The sequence below is a fragment of the Cohaesibacter sp. ES.047 genome, assembly GCF_900215505.1.
Lineage (GTDB): Bacteria > Pseudomonadota > Alphaproteobacteria > Rhizobiales > Cohaesibacteraceae > Cohaesibacter.
This window is the reverse complement of sequence record NZ_LT907844.1, coordinates 3868016-3884848: the sequence shown is the minus strand read 5'-3', so window position 1 is coordinate 3884848 and position 16833 is coordinate 3868016. Positions and strand designations below refer to the sequence as shown.

General features: G+C 53.0%; 13 protein-coding genes. 9 read left to right on the top strand and 4 right to left on the bottom strand.

Going from position 1 to position 16833, the window contains the following annotated elements:
• Positions 1–139 precede the first annotated feature (139 nt).
• Positions 140–1318 (bottom strand): Fic family protein, encoded by a 1179-nt coding sequence (locus CPH65_RS17735; RefSeq protein WP_096175094.1) that lies wholly within the window; start codon positions 1316–1318, stop codon positions 140–142.
• A 678-nt stretch (positions 1319–1996) separates the two neighbouring features.
• Here CPH65_RS17735 and CPH65_RS17730 point away from each other — a divergent pair.
• The 4 genes from CPH65_RS17730 (at position 1997) to CPH65_RS17715 (ending at position 5357) form a co-directional block, all read left to right on the top strand.
• The gene (locus CPH65_RS17730; protein WP_157747776.1) at positions 1997–3139 is read left to right on the top strand and encodes an OpgC family protein; all 1143 of its coding nucleotides are present in this window, start codon (positions 1997–1999) and stop codon (positions 3137–3139) included.
• A gap of 424 nt (positions 3140–3563) precedes the next feature.
• Positions 3564–3680: a multicopper oxidase domain-containing protein gene (locus tag CPH65_RS24845; protein WP_096176485.1), complete on the top strand. Its 117-nt coding sequence runs from the start codon at positions 3564–3566 to the stop codon at positions 3678–3680.
• A 178-nt stretch (positions 3681–3858) separates the two neighbouring features.
• Positions 3859–4392: a L,D-transpeptidase gene (locus CPH65_RS17720; RefSeq protein WP_096175092.1), complete on the top strand. Its 534-nt coding sequence runs from the start codon at positions 3859–3861 to the stop codon at positions 4390–4392.
• A 398-nt stretch (positions 4393–4790) separates the two neighbouring features.
• On the top strand, positions 4791–5357 hold the full coding sequence (locus tag CPH65_RS17715) for an exopolysaccharide biosynthesis protein (RefSeq protein ID WP_157747775.1): 567 nt from the start codon (positions 4791–4793) through the stop codon (positions 5355–5357).
• Positions 5358–5575: 218 nt separating this feature from the next.
• Here the strand turns inward: CPH65_RS17715 and CPH65_RS17710 are convergent, their stop codons facing one another.
• A complete protein-coding gene (locus CPH65_RS17710; RefSeq protein ID WP_096175090.1) occupies positions 5576–6433 on the bottom strand; it encodes an SDR family oxidoreductase in 858 nt (285 codons plus the stop codon).
• Between the two features lie 69 nt (positions 6434–6502).
• Complete coding sequence (locus CPH65_RS17705; protein ID WP_096175089.1) at positions 6503–7297, bottom strand: SDR family NAD(P)-dependent oxidoreductase; 795 nt, start codon at positions 7295–7297, stop codon at positions 6503–6505.
• A gap of 383 nt (positions 7298–7680) precedes the next feature.
• Here CPH65_RS17705 and CPH65_RS17700 point away from each other — a divergent pair, with 383 nt between their 5' ends.
• From CPH65_RS17700 to CPH65_RS17685, 3 genes are all read left to right on the top strand, one after another.
• Positions 7681–9369 (top strand): alpha-amylase family glycosyl hydrolase, encoded by a 1689-nt coding sequence (locus CPH65_RS17700; protein ID WP_096175088.1) that lies wholly within the window; start codon positions 7681–7683, stop codon positions 9367–9369.
• 27 nt (positions 9370–9396) lie between these two features.
• Positions 9397–11082, top strand: a complete 1686-nt coding sequence (locus CPH65_RS17695) for an alpha-glucosidase (RefSeq protein ID WP_096175087.1) — start codon at positions 9397–9399, stop codon at positions 11080–11082.
• Positions 11083–11638: 556 nt separating this feature from the next.
• On the top strand, positions 11639–14047 hold the full coding sequence (locus CPH65_RS17685) for an ATP-binding protein (RefSeq protein ID WP_096175085.1): 2409 nt from the start codon (positions 11639–11641) through the stop codon (positions 14045–14047).
• Between the two features lie 12 nt (positions 14048–14059).
• Here CPH65_RS17685 and CPH65_RS17680 read toward each other — a convergent pair whose 3' ends face one another.
• Positions 14060–14773 carry a response regulator gene (locus CPH65_RS17680; RefSeq protein WP_096175084.1) on the bottom strand — a complete coding sequence of 238 codons (714 nt, stop codon included), beginning with the start codon at positions 14771–14773 and terminating at the stop codon, positions 14060–14062.
• Between the two features lie 164 nt (positions 14774–14937).
• Here CPH65_RS17680 and torC point away from each other — a divergent pair, with 164 nt between their 5' ends.
• A complete protein-coding gene (gene torC, locus CPH65_RS17675) occupies positions 14938–16122 on the top strand; it encodes a pentaheme c-type cytochrome TorC (protein ID WP_096175083.1) in 1185 nt (394 codons plus the stop codon).
• Positions 16115–16810 (top strand): molecular chaperone TorD, encoded by a 696-nt coding sequence (torD, locus tag CPH65_RS17670; protein WP_096175082.1) that lies wholly within the window; start codon positions 16115–16117, stop codon positions 16808–16810. Before torC ends, torD begins: the two co-directional genes overlap by 8 nt.
• Positions 16811–16833 lie beyond the last annotated feature (23 nt).

The window sequence follows — 16833 nt, the reverse complement described above, 5'->3', positions numbered from 1 at the left end:
GGAGGCGTTTGAAATACAGGAAAACATCTTTGATAAACTTATGTTTGTGCGAAGAGATGTTGGATTCACATCCGAAGTTCGACACCTGCTGATGGCGCGATGGATTGGGGGCTGTTGACGTCCTGATTTTCCCTGTGAGCTAGTATTCCAGCGGTTCGCTGCCGTGGTTTAGGATGTTGAGATATTGACGGTAGGCAAAGACTTTGTTGCGCTCCTTGCCGGTTATCTCATGCACAATTCCAAGTTCTTCTAATGTTGTGAGGCTGCGCAACACGGTAGGCAGGGAGATGCCACATGCGTTTTTTAATCTGGTGGTATTGGTGACAGGTTGCTTTTGTAAATAGGCATGGATTGAGAGCGTCGCTGCTGTGGATTTGCCCGACTCTTCAATTCGTGTTCGATCTGTATCGAAAAGCAGAATCATGTGTTTCGCTGCCTGTGTTGCTTGATTGGCTGTATCGATCACTCCGGTAAGAAAGAAGGTAATCCAGTCTTCCCAGTTTCCTGTCTCGCGTACATTCTGCAGATGATCGTAATACGCTTGCCTATTGGCCTTGAAATACAAGCTCAGATAGAGAAGCGGCGCTTGTAGCACTCCTTCGGCGCACAATATGAATGTGATCAGCAGGCGCCCCAGTCGTCCATTCCCATCCAGAAAGGGGTGGATGGTTTCGAATTGCACATGAGCCAGTGCCGCCTTGATCAGAACTGGAAGGCGGACAGTTTCATCGTGAAGGAACTTCTCAAATGAATCGAGGCAGTTCATCAACTCTTCTGGTGGGGGAGGAACAAATTTCGCTGTGTCTGGTCGTGTTCCTCCGATCCAGTTCTGGCTAACTCGGAATTCTCCTGGGCTCTTGTTGCCGCCTCTTGCGTTGTTTAGCAACTTTGAATGGATCTCGCGAATGAGCCTTAGTGAAAGCGGAAACTCTTTAAGACGTTCCATGCCATAGTTCATTGCTGCAACATAGCATGAGACTTCTGTCACATCGTCAAGGGGGGCTCCGGGTGCCGCTTCCGCTTCGAACAGAAGCAAATCAGAAAGTGATGACTGGGTGCCTTCAATTTGGGATGAAAGAACCGCTTCTTTCCTGATATACATATAGAGAAATAAGGACGGGTCCGGCAAAATAATGCTGATGCCATCCAGTCGCCCAAGAGCCGTGCTCGCACGATCAAGCAGAGGATAGAGCTCTTCCATCCGAAGTGGTGGGTTGGGAGGCAGCGGTTTGGGAACATATGAAAAGTAGGATGTCCGACCACCAATTGAACATTCTTTTTTCGTTCCAATACGGGCTGTAAGGTCAAATTCGGTCATTAAATAACGTTTTCTCTGATTTTTGTTAGTTAATTACTGTAACTAACACGCATGAAAGATGCAAGAGAACAACTAACGTAAAGTGCGTTTTTCGTTATTTAAAATTGATATTCTGCCTTGTAGTCGAAGGTGGTAGAGGCGCGAGGTCATGCTGCCGTGACTGCTCGGGAGTAATGTTTGAAGTGATGCCGTTGCTTGACGGATATTCACATGAGGCTACCGTTTTCCAGCAGATAGGTTCCGGATTTGACGGTTCAGACACGCTCTGATAGTACATATTCACAGGTGTTTGGTGCAATAGAAAACGCAATAGAAATGCAATAGGTTTTTGAGGTTTGATTGGTTGAAAAATGGCCAAAATTGGCCATTTTAGAGGTCGGTTCGAGTCCGGCCTGGGGAGCCACTTTAGGGCCTTCTGATTAAGCTCAGGAGGCCCTTTTTCATGGAAATGTGGCGCAGCTTTTCGCTTTGCACTGGTCGGCGTTTTTCTTTGTATAATCCCTGTCGCTAGATAGTCCGCTTAAGCAGGCTTTTTTTGCCCCAGGCGATGGACTCATGGCTAACTGCTCGTTCCATTTTTACGACATGATTTCCCTCTACGTTACCTACCTGCTTGACAATCAAACGAGGCGGCCTCGCCCAGGAGGGGATAGCGGGAGGAGTGAAGGAACAAAGCAGGTGGGTGAAGAGCCGACGACCAAAGGCGCTCAGACTTCTGGACGCGATCTCAGAATTGACGTTTTGCGGGGCTTGGCGCTGGTTACGATTTTCATCGACCATGCGCCAAAGAACCCTTGGGCATCCTATACAATAGGAAAGTTTGGTTTCTCCGACGCTGCCGAAGCGTTTGTCCTCATGTCAGGCATCGCCGCGGGCCTTGCCTATTCTCGCCCTTTCTTTGGCGACAACAGCAAACAGGCCTGCATCAAAATCTGGCGGCGTGCCGGCGTGATCTATGGGGCGCATATTTTCGCGACAGTCGCGGTTATCGGTCTTTTGTTGGCGCTTTCACTGATCTGGCCCTTGATGCCTTTGATCAAGGAACTGAATGTTGCACCTTTCCTGCAGCATCCGATCCAAGCCACAACCCGCCTGTTCTTGCTGACCTATCAGCTGGGCTACTTCAACATCTTGCCGCTCTATACCGCATTGTTGCTGGTTTTGCCGTTGTTCTTGCTGGTTGGCCGGTGGCGCTTGGATGCGCTGTTGGGACTATCCGCAGGCCTTTGGTTGGTGACCCATTTGATCGGTCTTTACGTGCCCGGATGGCCGTCCGGGGCGCGCTGGTTTCTCAATCCGTTCGGATGGCAGTTGCTGTTTGTTTTTGGGCTGATGGTGGGCATTCGCAAGAAACAGGGCCGCATGCTGGTACCTTTCGCCGGATGGTTGTATGCCGCCTGCATCGCATTCGTTATTGCTGGTTGCTGGTGGCAGCTTTCCGGTCGGCCAGCCCTGCCCCGCGTCAGCCTGATGCCGGGATTTGTCTATGACATGACCAAAGACAATCTAGCCTTTTTGCGCCTTCTGCATATCCTCGCGTTGGGGTATGTCATCGCGCATTCGAAGTGGCTAAGCTGGCTGCTGCAGCAGCGCTTTTTCATCCTCTTTGCCGTACTCGGGCAGGTCAGCCTGACGACCTTTGTCACCGGCTCCCTGATCGCGGCTTTCCTGCATATGCTGCGGGTTGTCGTGCCGCAGGATGTTTTTCTCGACACAGTGTTGCTGTTGCTTGGTGTCGCCATTCAATACGGCCTCGCCCGTCGAGCGCTCAATGCAAAGAAAACCGCCCGCCTCAATAAAAGGACGCTCAGCGCGGCATAGCTGATGGCGGCTGCCTGCAAAGAAAACTCATGTGGGAAGACTAATATTCTGGGCGCAGAAGCTACGAAACCAAGAAGGCGAAATTCCGGTTTGCCTTCGAGAGCCTGCGAGAATGTAAAAGAAAATGCCGATCAATCCTGTTTTGGCCTTACTGTTCATGGAACCTTTCGCCTCTTCGCGAATTTGTGACTCTGTAATGCGAGCTTTCGTGCCGTGGTGGCGTGCCGGCGCGTAAGGTTCACAATCTGATTGCTCTGGTTTTGGCACCGGAGCCTCCGCCTGCCCGGTCCGCCTGATTGAATTTTCAGGGACAAAGCTATTTTAATCGAAGGCCAGAAATCATGAAAAAGACACTTGTATCTGCTGCTATCACGTTGACTGCGGCACCGACAGCCTTGGCCTCTTTCGCTCTGGCCCATAAGGGCTGCTGAGGAGTGGCTGCCTCTTCATCGCCGACAATCCTGCAAATCGGCTTCTGCACTGTCATATACTCGAACATGCCGCTGACGGCATTGCCACTTGGTTTGAAGTAAGTGAATGATTTCAATATGAAAAAGAATAGAAAAATGCGTAATTCTCACTCAGCAGATCATAAAGAGGTTTCACGTAGGGCTCTTTTGAAAGGTACGATACTGACAAGTTTCGGGCTTTTGGCGGCCTGTAGTACGCGTTCCGAGCGGCCTCGGGCGAACCTGAACCCACCCGATCCATTCCAGGCAATGTATGGCCCCCTCCCCTATGAGCGGTTCCCGCTGCCTGCGGTCGATATATCAAAGATCGACAGAAAATTTCTGCGACAGGAAGTGCCCTATAGAACGAATGAAAAGGTCGGAACACTTGTTGTCGATACGCGCAATTTCTTCCTTTATCTTGTTCAGGAGCATGGCCGCGCCATACGATACGGAGTGGGGTTGGGACGTGCCGGATTTGAATGGTCAGGGCGCGCGATTGTCGCACGAAAAGCCATCTGGCCGACTTGGACCCCTCCCGAAGAAATGATTTCAAGAGAGCCAGAACTTGAACAATGGAGTTACGAGAATGGTGGCATGCCTCCCGGACCGGACAATCCGCTAGGGGCTCGTGCGCTCTATATCTTTCAGGATGGCAAGGATACGCTTTACCGAGTTCACGGTACCGCCGAAGTCTGGTCAATCGGCAGAGCTGTCTCCTCTGGCTGCGTGCGGCTGCTCAATCAAGACATCATTGATCTTCACCGCAGGGTTCCCAACCAAACCCCGATTGTCGTGATCTAGAGACGGGCAGCGCTTGGTATCTTTGACCCAGTCTTTAACCTTTGAAGCAAGTCGATGATATGAACGGCTCGCTTCTGATGCCAAGGGAGATAATCGCAACAATCAGAGCCAATTCACTTTATGTCTTTCCACCATTTTTAGATGTCGTACATCCTAAATATATTCGCCGTTTTCCCTGTCTTAAGGCGCGTGGTTTCGACCGATAATTTGCAATGGGTCAACCCAAAACCAAATTCCAGCAGTCCTTCTCAGGTTCAATTTTTACTGGAACCATACGAGTTCAAGTGAGTTGTTCCTGAAGAAATTGAAGGAAATGAAATGGAATTTGGCGCGTTAAGAACAAAAAGAAGTCAACACAATGCCCAGCACAAACTAAGGACTTCGAAATGCGTGGGACGATGAAATTAACGGATATATTGAAGAAAATTCATAAGGATACGGACGGCAATAAAATCGAAGCCGGAGAAATGGTGGATATTCTGGAGCATCGAGGTTTCGGTCCGTTGTTGCTCGCGGCTTCCTTGCTTACTGTTTTGCCGACCGGCGGTATACCCGGTGTGCCGACGGTCACCGCCATTCTCGTAATCCTCATCGCCGGACAAATTCTTTTCGGCCGTCAATGTCCTTGGGTGCCAGAGTTTTTGCGCAAACGCTCGATCGAGAAAGAGACCTTCGAACAGACGCGTAAAAAGGCCGAGCCTTACACAAAATTTTTTGATCGTTTTCTAAAGCCGCGTTTGAAAGGCTTGATGTCGAGTGGCGTCGTCAAAGCAGTCGCTGTTTTGTGCATTGTCTTGGCATGTCTTATGCCGCCTTTGGAAGTGGTGCCATTTGCTGCGATCTTGCCAGCTTTGGCTATTGCTTTGATGGCCGTGAGTTTGAGTGCCAAAGATGGAATTGTTATGATTGTCGGACTTGTCATCGCATCTGTCGGGATTTTGACTTCCGGATATCTGTTATTCTAGAAACTGGATATAAGCCCTTCGGATTTTGAAAATCATCGTTGGCGCTGTGACTGTGAGTATAATGCGGTCGCCAGCAAATTTGCTCCGCCCTCCCAAGAGGATGTGCAATACGGTATCCCCTATGTTCTTTTGGACAAAACAAAAGCCCCGTCGCGTGTTCGCGGCGGGGCTTTTTGTTCTTTTACACGGAGTAACCGCTTCGGGCGACTGCAAGTTATCTATGCTCCGACGATCTTGCCTCCGTTGGGATGCAGGGTTTGTCCGGTGAAGTAATTGCCATCGGATGACGCAAGGAAAAGATAGGCGGTTGCGACCTCCCAAGGCTGACCCGCCCGTCCCAACGGGGTTTGCACACCAAAGTCATCGATCATTTCGGGCGGCATTGATCCGGTGATAAAGGGCGTCCATATCGGGCCCGGAGCAACTGCGTTGACGCGAATGCCCTTCTCGGCCAGATTGAGTGCCATCGAGCGCGAGAATGCAAGCGTCGCACCTCGCGTGGTGGAATAGGTGATGAGACTGTCATTGCCCTTGAAAGCATTCACCGAGGTCGTATTGATGATCGATGCGCCTTCCTTCAGATGCGGCAAAGCTGCCTGAGTGCAGAACATGTTGGCATGGATATTGGAATCGGTCATGCGTTTGAGCCGATCTTCGGTAAGATTGGCAAAGTCACTGTCTATCCATTGTAGAGCAGCATTGTTGATCAGGATATCGAGCTGTCCGAAACGATCAATTGTCTGGTTTATGGCATCAAAGGCATGGTCCCTTCTGGAAAGGTCGCCGCGGATAAGCAGGGCTTCACCGCCCTCTTCTTCTTCGACGATGCGACGGGTTTCTTCGGCATCGCGATCCTCATCAAGATAAGCAATGGCAACTTTTGCTCCTTCTCGGGCAAAGAGCACGGCGACGGCTCGGCCTATGCCGCTGTCACCGCCCGAAATGAAGGCGACTTTGTCATTCAGTTTCCCCACTCCCGGATGTCGGGGCATGTAATCCGGCTTGGGGATCATTTTGTGTTCGTCACCGGGCATGCTGTCCGGTTTGCGATCGGGCGTTGTATGTTGTTCATTCATCTCTCTGTCCTGTTGGTTTATTCAAATCCGTTCTGGTTTTCAGAGCTTGAAATTGGTGCATTTTGATTGTCAGCTATTCATCGCGCCGACAGCGCCTCCATCGACGCGGTACGCAGAGCCATTGGTAAAGGAAGCTACATTTGAACACAGCAGTGCCATGACAGAGGCCACCTCTTCGGGTTGTCCTCGTCGCATCAAAGTCAGATATGGGCGCTCTTCCTCAAGGAAGCTTTCGATTGCTTCTTCCTTGGATACACCCAGATCATCGCTGCGCTTGTCCATCATGCCATCGGTCATCGGGGTCTCGATGAAGGCGGGAGCAACTGCGTTGATCAGGACGCCTTTGGGTCCATAGGCCAGAGACGCGGATTTGGTGTAGTTGAGAAGCGCTGCCTTGGATGCATTGTAAACTGCTTCTTCTGGGTAGGGCTGAACCGCATTCTCAGAAACAGTGAACACGATGCGCCCCCAGCCTTTTTCGACCATTTGCCCGACCAAGGCGCGAGCGATGCGTACGGAGCCGAGAAAGTTGATCTCCCAACAAGCGCGGAACTCCTCATCGGTCATTTGCAACGGATCCCCCTTGGCGCCGGTGATCCCTGCCGTATTCACGAGGATGTCGACGCCACCGGCCGTCAGACCTGAGGCGGCCAGAACATCAGCGCCGCTTTGATCCGTAACATCGACAACAACTCGGTCGACAACATTCGGGATATCATCGGTATCGCGTTCAAGAGAGTCTGCGTCGCGTCCGGTCAGAATGAGTCTTGCGCCTTCTGCTGCGAGAGCTTTGGCACTTGCCTTAGCGATGCCTGAAGAGGCTCCTGTGATAACGGCAAGCTTGTTTTCGATTCCTAGATCCATGTTACAATCCTTCCGTATCCTTGACATTGTCCAACGTGCGCGCCACAGCCTAGCCTGTTGCATCGGCGCTTCTGACCATAAACATGGCGGGCGATGCTCGCGTGTTGGACGCTTTCATTTGGCCAACGTGTCGTCATGAAGAATGGTTCCCTTTTTCACTCAGTGAGCTTTTTTTTAAAAAGGCCGGGTCGAAGGGTCGGTTTTGGCTGTTGTTTGGTCGATAAGGAACAAAATCGAATTCCGATGGTTTCATACAGAAGGGTCATGCAGGCCGGGATCTCACTAGCATGATACTGCAGCGGCCCCGGCGCCAAGCAGACCATGACTATCCCTGATCACATGCGTCACGGGTGATCGGGAGCACAAATCGAGCAGGATTCAAAATGCCAGCAACAGAACGCGACGCTGAACTTGTCTATGCAATCACGCACTTGGGGCGCCCGCCGCAACCACCCGAATGGTGGCGGGGCGCTGTTTTCTACGAAGTTTATTTGCGCTCGTTTATGGACAGCTCCGGGGATGGCCTTGGAGATTTGCACGGGATCATCAACAAGCTTGACTATATCCAAGCGCTCGGTGTGGAAGGCCTATGGATCACCCCGCCCTATGCATCGCCCCAGACAGACAACGGGTATGATGTGAGTGGATTCCGCGAGATACATCCGCCATTCGGCACGCTTGACGATGCCAAGGAACTCATAGAAGAGGCACACAAGCATGACCTGAAGATCATGTTCGATCTGATCATTGGGCATACATCCGAGGAACACCCTTGGTTTCTGGAAAGCAGCTCCTCACGCGACAACAACAAAGCCGACTGGTATGTCTGGTCCGACCCAGCTCCGGATGGAGGCCCCCCCAATAACTGGATCAGCTCCTTTGGTGGCCGCGCATGGCGGTGGGTGCCGCAGCGCGCGCAGTTCTGTTATCGACCATTCCTACGCAGCCAGCCAGCCCTGAATCTTTTCAATCAGGACGTTCTCGATGAGATGCTGGATGTCATGCGTTTCTGGCTCGATATGGGGTTGGATGGCTTTCGTCTGGATGCGGTGCAATGCCTGACGTATGATCAGGATTTGCGCTCCAACCCCTCCGCGCGGCACTCAGACAACCCCTTCGTCGGGGGCGGTCCCAACAACCCGTTCAAGCAGCAGCTTCATCTGTTTGATCGCGATGTACCGGAGACGATTCAGGTTCTGCACCAGATCCGGGCGGTGGCCGAAGAATATGATCCCCCAAAAGTCCTCATCGGTGAGTTGGCCGACGTCGACAGCTCTCGGCTTGCTCCCAAGTATTCGGTTGGCAACGAACGTCTGCACGCGGTCTATGATTTTGATATTATCAATCGCTGCAATTCCCCACGGGACTGGGAGGAATTGCTCGAAGTACGTTCACGCTATCTCGTTCCAGGATCGAGCCTTAATGTCTTCACAAACCACGATTCAGAACGCTCTGTCTCCCACCTGATGAAGGAGGCTTGCGCGAATTGCCAGAGAGATGCAGCAGCCAAACTGTTGCTGTTTCTGCAAGGCACTCTCGCTGGAGGGGCTATTCTGTTCCAGGGTGAGGAACTTGGCTTGCCGCAGCCTGTTCTGGACAAGGACGAAATCAAGGACCCCTGGGCCAAGGCCCTCTGGCCAGACTTCACGGGGCGGGACGGTGTTCGGTGTCCCATGCCCTGGGAGTCCCAATCACCCCATGGCGGCTTTACGCAGGCAGACCAGCCTTGGCAAAAGCTTCCAGACGAGCATATAGCTCTCAGTGTTGATCGGCAGGAAGACGATGATGACTCCGTCTTGCGTTTCACGCGCCGACTGTTACGCTGGCGTAAGGATCTGCCCCTGCTGAAAACCGCAGTTGAACGCTTGCTACCTACGACGACGGACGATGTGATCGCTTTCGAGAGAGAACGATCAGGTGAAAATCTGTTCTGTTATGCCAATTTCAGCCTCGAAGCGCGCGAGATCGAGCTGCCTCACGCGGCTCTGCGCGTGGAATTCAGCAATGGCGAAATTACCCTGGCAGGCGACACCCTTCATCTGGGCCCACTTGGTGTGGCTGCCCTCGCCTAACTTAATTCCAATTATCAAGGAGCTCTCATGAACGTCGTTGATCATCCCCGCTCCCCCTTGAATGATTCATCAAACCGGTCTGTGCACTGGTGGCAGCGCGCCACCGGCTATCAGGTCTATCCCCGCAGTTTTGCCGATAGCAATGGCGATGGCATGGGGGACATTCCCGGCATCATCTCCAAACTCGGTCATCTGGTCGATCTGGGCGTCGGCTTCATCTGGCTCTCCCCGGTTTATGTGTCTCCCATGGTCGATAACGGCTATGATATCTCTGACTACCGGGATATCGCGCCCGAGTTCGGAACGCTGGATGACATGGACAGGCTAATTGCCGAGGCAGAGGAACGCGGAATTGGCATCGTGATGGATCTGGTCGTAAACCACAGCTCCTCCCTACATGAGTGGTTTCGCACAGCGAGGGTATCGCGGGATGCTCCCGAGCATGATTACTACATCTGGCGCGATCCTGCTGATGATGGCGGGCCACCAGATGACCAGACTGCGGCCTTTGGTGGCTCTGCCTGGACCTGGGTTGAGGAAGTCGGCCAATATTACTTTCATTATTTCAGCCCCGCACAACCTGATCTCAACTGGCAGAACCCGACTTTGCGTGCCGAGATTTATGACATGATGCGCTGGTGGCTTGATCGAGGCATCGCCGGTTTCCGGATGGATGTCATTAGCCTGATCGGCAAGGATGTCGACGCGCGTATCTATGAGGAAGGCCCCGATCTGCATCGTTTCTTGCAGGAGATGCACGAGGAAGCACTAAAGGAGCGTGACATCCTCACCATCGGCGAGAGCTGGGCTGTTTCTCCTGAAACCGGACTTCTTTATTGCGGTCGGGATCGCAAGGAACTCGATATGGTGTTCGAATTTTCTCACATTCGCGAAGGTTGGGATCCAGAGCATGGCAAATTTGCGCCCAAGCCCTTCGATCTGGTCACTCTCAAGCGGGCCATATTTGAATGGCAGGACTTGTTTCGAGAGGATGGCTGGAACGCGTTGTTCCTGTCCAACCACGATCTGCCGCGACAGGTCTCGTTCTATTGCGATGATACCACCTATCGGCGGGATTCGGCGCGCATGCTTGCAACGGTCCTGCATCTGCTCAAGGGGACGCCCTTTATCTATCAAGGCGAGGAAATTGGCATGACCAATGCCCGTTTCACCCGCATTGACCAGTATAAGGACCTTGAAACACTAAATCATTTTGAGGATCAGATTGCGAAAGGTGTGCCACCCGAGCAGTTTATCGCCGGAGCCAACAGAAACAGTCGCGACAATTCCCGCACGCCCATGCAGTGGACGTCAGCTCCCAATGCCGGCTTCACTGCCGGTACGCCATGGATCGAGATGAACCCGAATGCGGACGAGATCAATGTCGAGCAGGATATGGCGCATCCAAAAAGTATTCTGGCCCATTACAGGAAACTGGTTGAGTTGCGTCTGAATCTTGACGTGATCGCGTTCGGCCAGACAAAACCGTTGCTCGAAGATGATCCGTCAATCATGGCCTATTTACGTGAGCTGGATGATCAGCGTGTCCTTGTGGTAGCAAACTTCACTGCGGAGACACAGAGCGTTATGCTGCCTGCCGATGTTCGTGGACTTGGAAAATGTCTGGTTGCATCTCATGACCATCACGAGCGTATCGGTCCCGATCTTGAACTGGCACCCTATGAGAGCTTCGCGTGCCTGATGGAAGCATAAAGAGTTTGCGAACATCAAAGAGCGCCAAGCATTCGGACTGAACACCTTGATGGAGTGTGGCTCTCGGTGACTGGATCTTCGGGTTGCCATACTGCAGATCCTGCCAGCAACGATGTCTGAAACAAACTGAAGTGTATTTGCGGTGAAGGTTCAGAGCGTCTGGCAGCTCTCTTGACACATAACTCAGCTGATTTGAGAAAACAGTTTGTCAACGGTACCTAGGAGAACAACGAGGACGACCGGTAGCATTTCACGCCCCGCGTGGTGATCCACCTCGTGACCCATGTTGTCTTCTGCCCGGACAAAGACAAGACGATCCGAAGGCAATATGATTTCGATAAAGATACCGGACATAAGGAATTATGCGTAAACAAATTGAAACCGGTCGGCGTTGCGATTGGAAAATTCATCGCAACGGGTTTAGCCAGATCCATACGGACAACGAAGATCAAACAGAAGGCCCGCAGATCTGCTACACTGATCCGATTGACTGTCCCGGATTTTGGCAAATTGGCAATCGGGGCTGGCGCGGACTATCACCGGACGGATCCCGAGAATGCAAAGCTTGAAGCGCCTGATTGAAGAGCACGAAGACTGGTTGATAACGCGTGTCGTGGACTATGCCAAGGCCCTTGGTTACGCCGAATATACCTCAACCCTCAAGGAGGCCTGGCGGGCTTCGATATGCGGTTTGAGCGGCCCCATGATCGCAGCCATCGAGCTCTATGATGAACCGCCTGAAATCATCGCAGGTGATGATTTCAATCGCCATCCGATTACCGCCTTCGGCATCGAACAGGCGCGCCATCATCGCGCCCGCGGCATCACTCTGGCCCAGTTTCTTGGACTTACGAAATATTATCATCAGAGCTATGCGGATCTCGTTGACGAGATGGGCGACAGTCTCAATGACCGCAAGAAAGCTCGGCTATTTGTCGACCGCTTTTTCGATCTCGTTGAAATCGGCTTTTGCTCGGAGTGGCGCAGCGTCCCCGAAAACGCCAAGCTCCTCGAAGTCCAGAATGAGAATCGCCAGATTACCAATGAGAAGAACAAGTATCTCACGATCTTCGAAAGCCTCAACGACCCGGTGGTCCTTCTCGATTCCAGTTACAAGATCCAGAACATGAATCTCGCTGCCCAGACGTTGTTCGTTGGCTGGAGTGAACCGGGGGCGATCTATTATTCCAGCGGGCAAAGCGCCAGATTGGAAAGCCAGCTGGATAGCCTGATCCCCTACGCCAAAAGCAAAACAAATTTCCAAAGCGTGCTCCAGACCAATGAAGGCGCGCGGCATTTCGATGTGCGCATTCAGGATATGCTCGACATCAGCGAGAAGTTTCTGGGCACCGTGATGATCTTCAATGACATCAGCGAGCACAAGCGCGCACGAGAAGCTGCCGAAGAGGCCAATAGGGCCAAATCGGACTTTCTTGCCACGATGAGCCATGAAATCCGGACACCGCTTAACGGCATTCTTGGACTCGCAAGGCTTCTTGCCGATACGGAAACATCGGAGCGCCAGAAGAACTACATCAACGGTATCCGAAGTTCGAGTGAAGTGCTGCGCTCGGTTATCAATGACATCCTCGACTATCGCAAGATCGAAGCGGGTGTGCTGGAAGTCGAGGTCATGGACTTCGAGTTGTCTTCGATTGTCAAACGGGTGACCGATGCTGTCGACGCCACGGTGATCAACAAGGCCCTCGACTTTTCCGTGCAGATTGATGATCAGCTGCCGCATGCCTTGCGCTCTGACCCGACAAAAATCTGCCAGATCCTGCTCAATCTTGTCGGCAATGCGGTCAAGTTCACCGAAGAGGGGCGCGTGGACGTTCGCATTGGCCATGAGGAAATCTCGGATGCAACGGGCGAAAAACGGACCAATGCCGTCCGCTTTGAGGTTCGCGATACCGGAATCGGAATTGGAGAAACGGACAAGGCGCTCCTGTTCGAGCCCTTTACGCAGGCAGGAAACGCTCACAGCAAGTTCCTTTTCGGAGGAACAGGTCTGGGCCTTGCGATCTGCAGAAAATTGACGGCGTCAATGGGTGGCACCATCGACTGTGAAGCCCTTACCGAGGGTGGCAGCCTGTTCTGGTTTACGGTCCCCTACGATCATGTCTTTGATGCTGACGCTTCAAATAAGCGGAAACGCATCGACGCAGCAGCGCTCTCCGGACTCAGGATTCTTCTTGTTGAGGATAACCCGGTCAACCGCATGGTCACCGAAGGCTATCTCGACAATCTGTCTCACACATGCACCAGCGTGACCAACGGCAGAGAGGCGCTTGAGCTCCTCGAAAGGCAATCCTTCGATCTGGTCTTGATGGATGACCGGATGCCAGTCCTTACAGGCCTTGAAGCCCTTACCCGGCTACGTGCCCATCCCGATGCGTCCCGCGCCAACACTCCCGTCATCATTCACAGCGCTTGCATCACCAAGGACGAAGTCGACCGGGCTTTCACCCATGGCGCCGATGGCTTCCTGAGCAAGCCCTTCACGCCTGATGATCTCGCCCACGCCATCGTTGACTGTATGGCCGCCGAGTTGCAATCAGCAAGACCCAAGGAGCCAGATACATTAGAGGAAGCCCCGGAAGTTCCTCCCGACATCATCGACGAGGCACAGCTTCGTCAACACCTGAATGCGCTTGGAGAGGACCGGACCAAACGCATTGTCGACGCCTATCTGACTTCGTCCACCCATCTGATCGATCAGATCCGTGTTGCAACGGGGAAAGACGATTTCGATGAGCTGAGACACGCGGCCCATTCGCTTAAGGGTGCTTGTGGCAATGTCGGGCTTTCTTATCTCGCCGATCTGGCTTTCGATCTGGAAAAGGCGTCGGAATACCGCAACGAGGACCGCGCGCAATTCCTTGCACAGAAGATCTGCCACATCGGTAAGGACGCATCGCAGAAACTGCTCGATAGCTGGCAAACCATGATCGAAACGGCGTGATCCGTCTCTGGATCAGGCCGCTCGTGCCCCACCGGTAAATACATAGCCTACACCATGCACTGTCACGATCAGTGACGGAACCTTTGGGTCGTGCTCGATCTTCTTGCGCAACCGGGCGATCAGCACGTCAACCGTCCGATCACTGGGATCAAACTGCCTGTGGTCGAGATGATCAAGAAGGTTGTCGCGGGTAAGCACCTGTCCCTTGTGGGAGGTCAGGGCAGAAAGCAGCTCGAATTCGCCGCGCGTCAGATGCACCGGCTCGTCGTCCATGTCGATGAGCATCCGCTGATCCAGATCGAGCCGCCAGTTGGCAAACTGGACAACGCGATGCTCCGTGTTGTTGTGACGTGCCGCCCTCACCCGCCGGATGACATTCTTGGCCCGCGCCAGCAATTCGCGGGGATTGAAGGGCTTGGTCACATAGTCATCCGCTTCCATTTCGAGCGCAACAATGCGATCGATATCATCTGATTTTCCCGTCACCATGATGATGCCCACATCGGAAATGCGACGCGTGTCCTTGAGCAGAGTTAGCCCGTCTTCATCGGGTAGATGAATATCGAGCATGATCAGATCGATCTTCCCCGCAGCAAACGCCCGCCGCATCTCCGCTCCGGTCTCCGCCTCGGTTATGAGATAGCCTTCGGATTCGAAATAGCCCGAAAGCATCGTACGGCTGGTCGGCTCATCCTCGACGATCAGAATGTGTGCTTTTTCAGACATAAAGGGTCCCTTCGGTCGAAATATTACATTCTGTTAACATGATTTTACATCCAGTACACACCCGCAGCGAACCTTATTAACACCGCGAGCCTAAATATCTCTCAGACAAGGGGAATCGATACCGGAGACACCGGGATTCTACGAATGAGCAAGGGAGATCTTTGATGAAACTGTTGCGAGCATTGTGGCGCGCATTGTGGAGCAAGCATGCTGCAATTCCGATAGCAATTCTATTGGTGGGTGCGTTCGGCACAGGCATCATTTTCTGGGGTGGATTCCATTGGGCAATGGAATCGTCCAACAGCATAGAATTCTGTACGTCCTGTCACGAGATGGAAAGCACCGTCTATCCCGAATATAAGCAGTCCGTGCACTATTCGAACCCCTCGGGCGTCCGTGCCATCTGCTCGGACTGCCACGTGCCCAAGGACTGGTATCACAAGGTCCGCCGTAAGATTGTGGCCTCGAAAGAGCTCTACCATCACCTGATGGGCACCATCGATACCAAGGAAAAGTTCGAAAACCACAGGCTTGAGCTTGCCCAGTCGGTATGGGCGGAAATGGAAGCGAACGACAGCCGTGAATGCCGCAATTGCCATTCATTCGATGCTATGAACTTCGAAAAGCAGCACCCGGATGCCTCCAAGCAGATGATGCAGGCCAAGGAAAACGGCGATACTTGTATCTCCTGTCACAAGGGCATCGCCCACAAGATGCCGGACATGTCATCAGGCTACAAGAAGCTCTTCAAAGAACTCACTTCCGTATCAGCCAGTGAGGTCGAAGGTGCTGACAAGCTGATCACCGTTCAAACCAAACCCTTTTTCCTCGACAAGGATGCTGCCGAGAATGATGGCAAGGCATCAGGCAAACTGCTTTCAGCCACTGAAGTCTCTGTTCTCGAACGATCCGGTGACCTGCTCAAGGTGCGTCTTGAAGGCTGGCAGCAGGATCAGGTTGATCGGGTGATTTATGCCATGAGAGGCCAACGCATTTTCGAAGCGACCCTCGCCAAGAGCAGTACAGATGCCGTTGAACGCCTGTCAACAGAAACGGATCCTGATACCGAACTCGTATGGCACAAGATGCAGGTCGAAGGTTGGGTTACTCAGAATGACCTCGTCAGTGACGAAGAGAAGCTCTGGAAATACGCCGATGAACTCTATGGCGCCTCCTGTGCGACCTGTCACTCTCGCCCTGATCCGGGACACTATCTGTCGAACCAGTGGATCGGCGTTCTGAAATCCATGAAGCGTTTCGTCTCCATCGATAAAGAGCAATATCGCTTCCTGCAGAAATACCTCCAGCTGAACGCCAAGGACACAGGCGGAGCGAGCCATCATGAATAAGCCGCTCTCACCGAATGTCTCTCAGGACATGGTGGAAACGCACAGCCCCGCCGAGGAATCGGCGGGGAACAACGAAGAAGCAGACACCCGTCGCGCCGTGATCTATCGCTGGCTGGGTAGCCTGTTCGCCCGCGAGCTGTCGCCGGACATGCTCGCCGCCTACGACACCGAAGAGGGACAAGCCTTTCTCGATCTCCTGATGGAGACCGACGAAACCCTCTTCGCCGAGCTGCGACGCTTCGTTGATCCCAACGAAGCGTCCGCTCAGGCGATCGACGCTCTGGGCGGCGACTTTTCCAGACTGTTCCTCGGAGCAGGTGGACGGCACAGCGCCCCTCCGTATCAATCTGCATACGAGGGCGAACACGGGCGGCTTTATGGCGACGCAACCGGTCGGATGACAGTCGTGTTGCGCGACCTGGGCATGCAATTGCCTGACGACTTTCCCGAACCGGCAGACCACATCAGCATTCAGCTCGATGTCATGGCCCTGTTGGCTCAGACCGCCTCGCAAGAGCAGCAGATCGCATTCATCGATACGCATCTGATCCCATGGCTCCCGGCCTTTGCCGAGCGCTGTAAGGCATTTGATCATAACGGTTTCTACGCCGCGGCATCTGCGGCATTGGTCGCGATGATCGAGATAGACCGGGATCGGCTCGAGAAGAGCCTGGACCCGAAGAAATAAGCAGGATGTTGACCCCGGTTATG

Bases quoted from the DNA above. Each gene is read 5' to 3' on its own strand.
- CPH65_RS17735 (WP_096175094.1), bottom strand. From the start codon at position 1,318: ATGACCGAATTTGACCTTACAGCCCGTATTGGAACGAAAAAAGAATGT.
- CPH65_RS17720 (WP_096175092.1), top strand. From the start codon at position 3,859: ATGTATGGCCCCCTCCCCTATGAGCGGTTCCCGCTGCCTGCGGTCGAT.
- CPH65_RS17715 (WP_157747775.1), top strand. From the start codon at position 4,791: ATGAAATTAACGGATATATTGAAGAAAATTCATAAGGATACGGACGGC.
- CPH65_RS17710 (WP_096175090.1), bottom strand. From the start codon at position 6,433: ATGAATGAACAACATACAACGCCCGATCGCAAACCGGACAGCATGCCC.
- CPH65_RS17705 (WP_096175089.1), bottom strand. From the start codon at position 7,297: ATGGATCTAGGAATCGAAAACAAGCTTGCCGTTATCACAGGAGCCTCT.
- CPH65_RS17700 (WP_096175088.1), top strand. From the start codon at position 7,681: ATGCCAGCAACAGAACGCGACGCTGAACTTGTCTATGCAATCACGCAC.
- CPH65_RS17695 (WP_096175087.1), top strand. From the start codon at position 9,397: ATGAACGTCGTTGATCATCCCCGCTCCCCCTTGAATGATTCATCAAAC.
- CPH65_RS17685 (WP_096175085.1), top strand. From the start codon at position 11,639: ATGCAAAGCTTGAAGCGCCTGATTGAAGAGCACGAAGACTGGTTGATA.
- CPH65_RS17680 (WP_096175084.1), bottom strand. From the start codon at position 14,773: ATGTCTGAAAAAGCACACATTCTGATCGTCGAGGATGAGCCGACCAGC.
- torC (WP_096175083.1), top strand. From the start codon at position 14,938: ATGAAACTGTTGCGAGCATTGTGGCGCGCATTGTGGAGCAAGCATGCT.
- torD (WP_096175082.1), top strand. From the start codon at position 16,115: ATGAATAAGCCGCTCTCACCGAATGTCTCTCAGGACATGGTGGAAACG.